Origin of the sequence: Erythrobacter sp., from assembly GCF_023653175.1 — a bacterium.
In the GTDB taxonomy this organism is placed as follows: Bacteria; Pseudomonadota; Alphaproteobacteria; order Sphingomonadales; family Sphingomonadaceae; genus Erythrobacter.
This window is the reverse complement of sequence record NZ_JAMNXL010000247.1, coordinates 1-4,224: the sequence shown is the minus strand read 5'-3', so window position 1 is coordinate 4,224 and position 4,224 is coordinate 1. Positions and strand designations below refer to the sequence as shown.

The 4,224-nt window shown below is 67.9% G+C and carries 7 protein-coding genes; 3 read left to right on the top strand and 4 right to left on the bottom strand.

What is annotated here, in order from left to right; translation table 11 throughout:
* The 3 genes from NBV68_RS18220 to NBV68_RS18210 form a co-directional block, all read left to right on the top strand.
* The coding region (locus tag NBV68_RS18220) for an HAD hydrolase-like protein (RefSeq protein WP_296312704.1) at positions 1-274 on the top strand (274 nt) is incomplete at its 5' end.
* Positions 271-510 carry a hypothetical protein gene (locus NBV68_RS18215; RefSeq protein WP_296312701.1) on the top strand — a complete coding sequence of 80 codons (240 nt, stop codon included), beginning with the start codon at positions 271-273 and terminating at the stop codon, positions 508-510. The genes NBV68_RS18220 and NBV68_RS18215, both read left to right, overlap by 4 nt.
* On the top strand, positions 507-1,226 hold the full coding sequence (locus tag NBV68_RS18210; protein WP_296312697.1) for an ATP12 family protein: 720 nt from the start codon (positions 507-509) through the stop codon (positions 1,224-1,226). The genes NBV68_RS18215 and NBV68_RS18210 overlap by 4 nt, the downstream gene beginning before the upstream one ends.
* Here the strand turns inward: NBV68_RS18210 and NBV68_RS18205 are convergent.
* From NBV68_RS18205 to NBV68_RS18190, 4 genes are all read right to left on the bottom strand, one after another.
* A complete protein-coding gene (locus tag NBV68_RS18205) occupies positions 1,223-1,822 on the bottom strand; it encodes an ABC-type transport auxiliary lipoprotein family protein (RefSeq protein ID WP_296312694.1) in 600 nt (199 codons plus the stop codon). The two genes, NBV68_RS18210 and NBV68_RS18205, sit on opposite strands and share 4 nt — an antisense overlap.
* Positions 1,823-1,836: 14 nt before the next feature.
* The gene (locus NBV68_RS18200; protein ID WP_296312691.1) at positions 1,837-2,787 is read right to left on the bottom strand and encodes an MlaD family protein; all 951 of its coding nucleotides are present in this window, start codon (positions 2,785-2,787) and stop codon (positions 1,837-1,839) included.
* A 62-nt stretch (positions 2,788-2,849) separates the two neighbouring features.
* A complete protein-coding gene (locus NBV68_RS18195) occupies positions 2,850-3,653 on the bottom strand; it encodes an ATP-binding cassette domain-containing protein (RefSeq protein WP_296312689.1) in 804 nt (267 codons plus the stop codon).
* 10 nt (positions 3,654-3,663) lie between these two features.
* On the bottom strand, positions 3,664-4,224 hold a 561-nt coding region (locus NBV68_RS18190; protein WP_296312686.1), incomplete at its 5' end, for an ABC transporter permease.

The following is a 4,224-nucleotide window of genomic DNA, read 5'->3' as shown; positions in this document are numbered from 1 at the left end:
GTTCGTCTCGCTCCAGACCGCCGACCGCCACCCCAGCAAGCCGCACCCCGCGATGCTCGAGGCAGCATTGTTCGAGGCTGGCGCATTGCCGGGCGAGGCGGTGATGATCGGCGACACAAGCTTCGACATGCTGATGGCGAGGAGCATCGGGGTCACCGGCATCGGCGTCGGCTGGGGCTACCACGGTGCGGCCGAACTCATCGCCAGCGGAGCGACCCGTGTGGCCCAGACCGCCGCCGACCTTGCCGCCGCGCTCGAGGAGGCCCTGCCATGACCCGCTCGACCCGCGAGATCGCCGAGGCCCGCGCGCGCACCGGCTTCGTCATCATCACCGCGGCGCGCTTTGCCGGGGTGGCGATGGTGACGCTCGGCTTTGCCATTGTGCGCGGGGTCATCGACCTGCCCTATGCGGTGGGTGCGGTGCTCGCGGTGGCGGGCTTCTTCGAGATCTTCTTCCTGCCCCGCTTTATCGCCCGCCGTTTTCGGGACGAGGGCCCGCGCCAGCCATGATCCGCCGCTTCTACACCGACGTCACGCTCGCCGAAGTGGCGGGCGCCAAGACGCACGGATACCAGGTGATGCTCGACACCCGCGGCGTGAAGACAGTCGGCGGCGCGCCCCAGCTCCTGCCCACCCGACCGCTTGCCGAGGCGCTCGCGGCCGAGTGGCGGCTTCAGGGCGAGCAGATCGACCCCGCCAGCTTGCCCTTACGCGACATGGCCGACTACGCGATCGACGTGGTGGCCCAAGGCCCTCAGGCCTGCGCCGATGGTCTGCTCGGCTATGCCGAGACCGACACGCTGTGCTACCGCGCCGATCCCGACGAGCCGCTCCACGCAGCGCAGCAGCAGGTGTGGGAGCCGCTGCTCGCCCGCTTCGAGGCTGTGCACGGCGTCACCTTCACCCGGGTCAGCGGCGTGCTCCACCGCCCGCAGCCACCCGCGACTCTCGCCAAGCTGCGCGCCCGCCTGCTCACCCTCGATCCCTTCCAGCTCGCCGGGCTCGAGGCGATGACCAAGCTCGCCGCCTCGCTGGTGACCGGCCTGTCGGCGCTCGATGCCGCACACGAGGAGGAGCCGCTCGCGCTGTGGCAGGCGGCGTGTCTCGAGGAGGAGTGGCAGGCCGAGCTATGGGGCCGCGACTGGGAGGCCGAGGAGCGCCGCCAGCGCCGCGAGACCGACTTCCTGCGCGCCGCCGCCTTCGCGCGGCTGGCGCGCGGCGCCTAGCCCGCCGCGACCCACTCCGCGACTTCCGCCGCGACGCGGTTCGCTGCCGCGTTGAGCCCTGCGCCCACCGAGCGCGCGTCGGGGGTCACGCCGCTCTCGCGCGCTTCGAAACGGCGGGTGGCGACGGCGCCGTCCTTGCCCGTGCGCACCGCGTCGAAGCGCACCACGGCCTCGGAGCTCGCCGCGTCAAAGCCCATCTCGGTCAGCGTGCCCTGCACCGTGACCGTCGGCATCGAAGCGACTTCATTGCCATCGACCACCATCGCAGTGCCGCGCGCGCGGATCGTCTCGCCGACCAGCTGGCGGAACAGGCGCGCAGGCTTTTCGACCCAGAAGGCCTCCTGCAGATAGGCGAGCTCGGTATCGCTCACCGTCACCGGCACGCGCAGCACGTCGAGCTTGGCGGGGGTATCGAAGGGCATCACCGCGATTACCGGACGGTTCGCATCGGCCGCGACGCCGGGCCCGGCCGGCGCGCGCGCGGCAGGGCTGAGGGTCAGCAGGCTCTCGGGCGGCTCGCCGCCGAGGCTGATGCAGCCGGGCAGCGCCAGCGCGAGCGGCAGGGCAAGCAGGACGGGCCGGAATCGGAGGGTCATAGCGGTCGGTCCTTCTATTCAGGCTTATAGTCAGGCAGCGACTTGCCGCCCACCAGCGCGCCCGCGCCTTCGCTTTCGAGCTTCTCGGTGATCGCGCGCAAAGATCGGCTGGTGGCGCGCAGGTCCTGCAAGGTCGCCTCGGCACTGGGCAGCGTGCCCGTGCGCAGCTGGCGGATCGCCGGGCGGGTGTCCTCGAGCGTCGCCGAGAGACTGGCCAGCGTCGCATTGGCGCTCTTGAGGGTCGCGCGCAATTCGGCCGCCAGCGGCTCGCCTTCCTTGCCGACAAGGCCGTTGGTGTTGTCGGCGAGCCGCTCGACCGCGTTCAGCGTCTCGTTGAATTCCTTCATCGTGACCTGGAAATCGCGCAGGTTCTGCGTCAGCTCGGGCGTCGCATCGGCAAGACCCTCGGTCAGCCGGTTCGAGTTCTTGAGGATGCCTGCGAGTTCCTTCTGGTTTTCGGGCCCGAGGATCAGGTTCAGCTGTTCGGTCAGCGTCGCCAGCCGCTCGAGCAGCAGCGGCGCGTTCGCCACGATCTCGCCGAAGCCGCCGCGCCCCGGGGGGATCACCGGGCGGCCTTCGGGGCAGGCGGTGGTCTCGCAGGTGATCGGCGGATTGTCCTTGCGCGCGCCGTCGAGCAGGATCGTCGAGACCCCGGTGAAGCTCGCCTGGATGGTCGCCTGGGTGCCCACCAGAATGGGCACGTCGTCCTTCACCTTGACCCGCACCCGCACGAATTCGGGATTGTCCTTGGCCAGAGCGATCTCGGTCACCTGCCCCACCGGCACGCCGGCAAAGGTCACCTGACTGCCATTGGCGAGGCCCGAGACCGACTGATTGTAGAAGATGTCGTATTCGTCCTTGGCGCCTTCATTGAGGCGCGCGATCCAGACGATGAACACCGCCAGCGCCGCCAGCAGCACCAGCGTCACCGCACCGACCCACAGATGATTGGCTCTGGTTTCCATGTGCTCGTCCTATGCGGCCCTGCGTGCGGGCTTGTCCAATACTCTGTTGTTCCTCGGGCCGATCATGCGCTTTCCCCATGGAGATGCGTCGCATGGGCGCTGCGCCCGCGCGGGCCGTTGAAATATTCCTCGATCCACGGGTGTTTGGTGGCAATCAATTCGGGGATGGTGCCGACCGCGATGATCTTTTTCTCCGCGATCACCGCCACGCGGTCGCAGATCTCGTAAAGCGTATCGAGGTCATGGGTTATGAGAAACACGGTGAGACCCATGGTTTCCTTGAGTTCGCGCGTCAGCCGGTCGAACTTGGCCGCGCCGATCGGGTCGAGCCCGGCGGTGGGCTCGTCGAGGAACAGCAGCTCCGGATCGAGCGCCAGCGCACGGGCGAGCCCGGCGCGCTTTTTCATGCCACCCGAAAGCTCGCTAGGATATTTCTGCACCGCGCTTTCGGGAAGGCCGGTCAGCATCACCTTGTATCGCGCGATCTCGGCGCGGAATTCGGGATCGAGATCGGGGTAATATTTCTTGAGCGGCACCTCGACATTCTCGCCCACCGTCAGGGTCGAGAACAGCGCGCCGCCCTGGAACAGGATGCCCCAGCGCCGGCGCACGCCGATGCCCTGTTCGAGATCGCTTTCGGTGATGCAGCGCCCCAGCACGTCGATCCGCCCGGCGCTGGGCCGCTGCAAGCCGATGATCGAGCGCATCAGCACCGACTTGCCCGTGCCCGACCCGCCGACCACGCCGAGGATCTCGCCGCGCCGGACGGTGAGGTCGAGATCTTGGTGGACGTTGAAATCGCCGAAGCTGTTCACGAGGCCCTGAACCTCGATAATCGGTTTCTCGTCGTCAGGATGGGCGTTCATGCGCATTGCGTCACCCCCACCCGATTTCGGTGAAGAACACCGCGAAGAAGGCGTCGATCACGATCACCGCGAAGATCGCCGAGACCACCGCCATGGTGGTGCGCCGGCCGACTTCCTCGGAATCGCCGTGAACCTGCATCCCGTGATAGCAACCGGCCAGCGCGACGATCAGGCCGAACACGGGGGCCTTGATGAGGCCGACCCAGAGATCATGGGTGGGCACCACTTCCTGAATGCGCAGGAGGAAGGTGAAGAACGGGATGCCGAGCGCGAACTGGCCGACCACCGCCCCGCCGATGATCGCGGCCAGCGCGGCGAAGAAGCCGAGCAGGATCATCATGAAGGTCGCGGCCAGAATACGCGGGATCACCAGCACCTCGATGGGAGAGATGCCGATGGTGCGCATCGCGTCGATCTCCTCGGTCAGCTTCATCGTGCCGAGCTGCGCGGCAAAGGCGCTCCCTGACCGGCCCGCCACCATGATCGCGGTCATCAGCACGCCCAGCTCGCGCAGGGTGATGCGGCCGACAAGGTTGACCGTCAGCGACTCCGCTCCGAACTGCTGCAACTG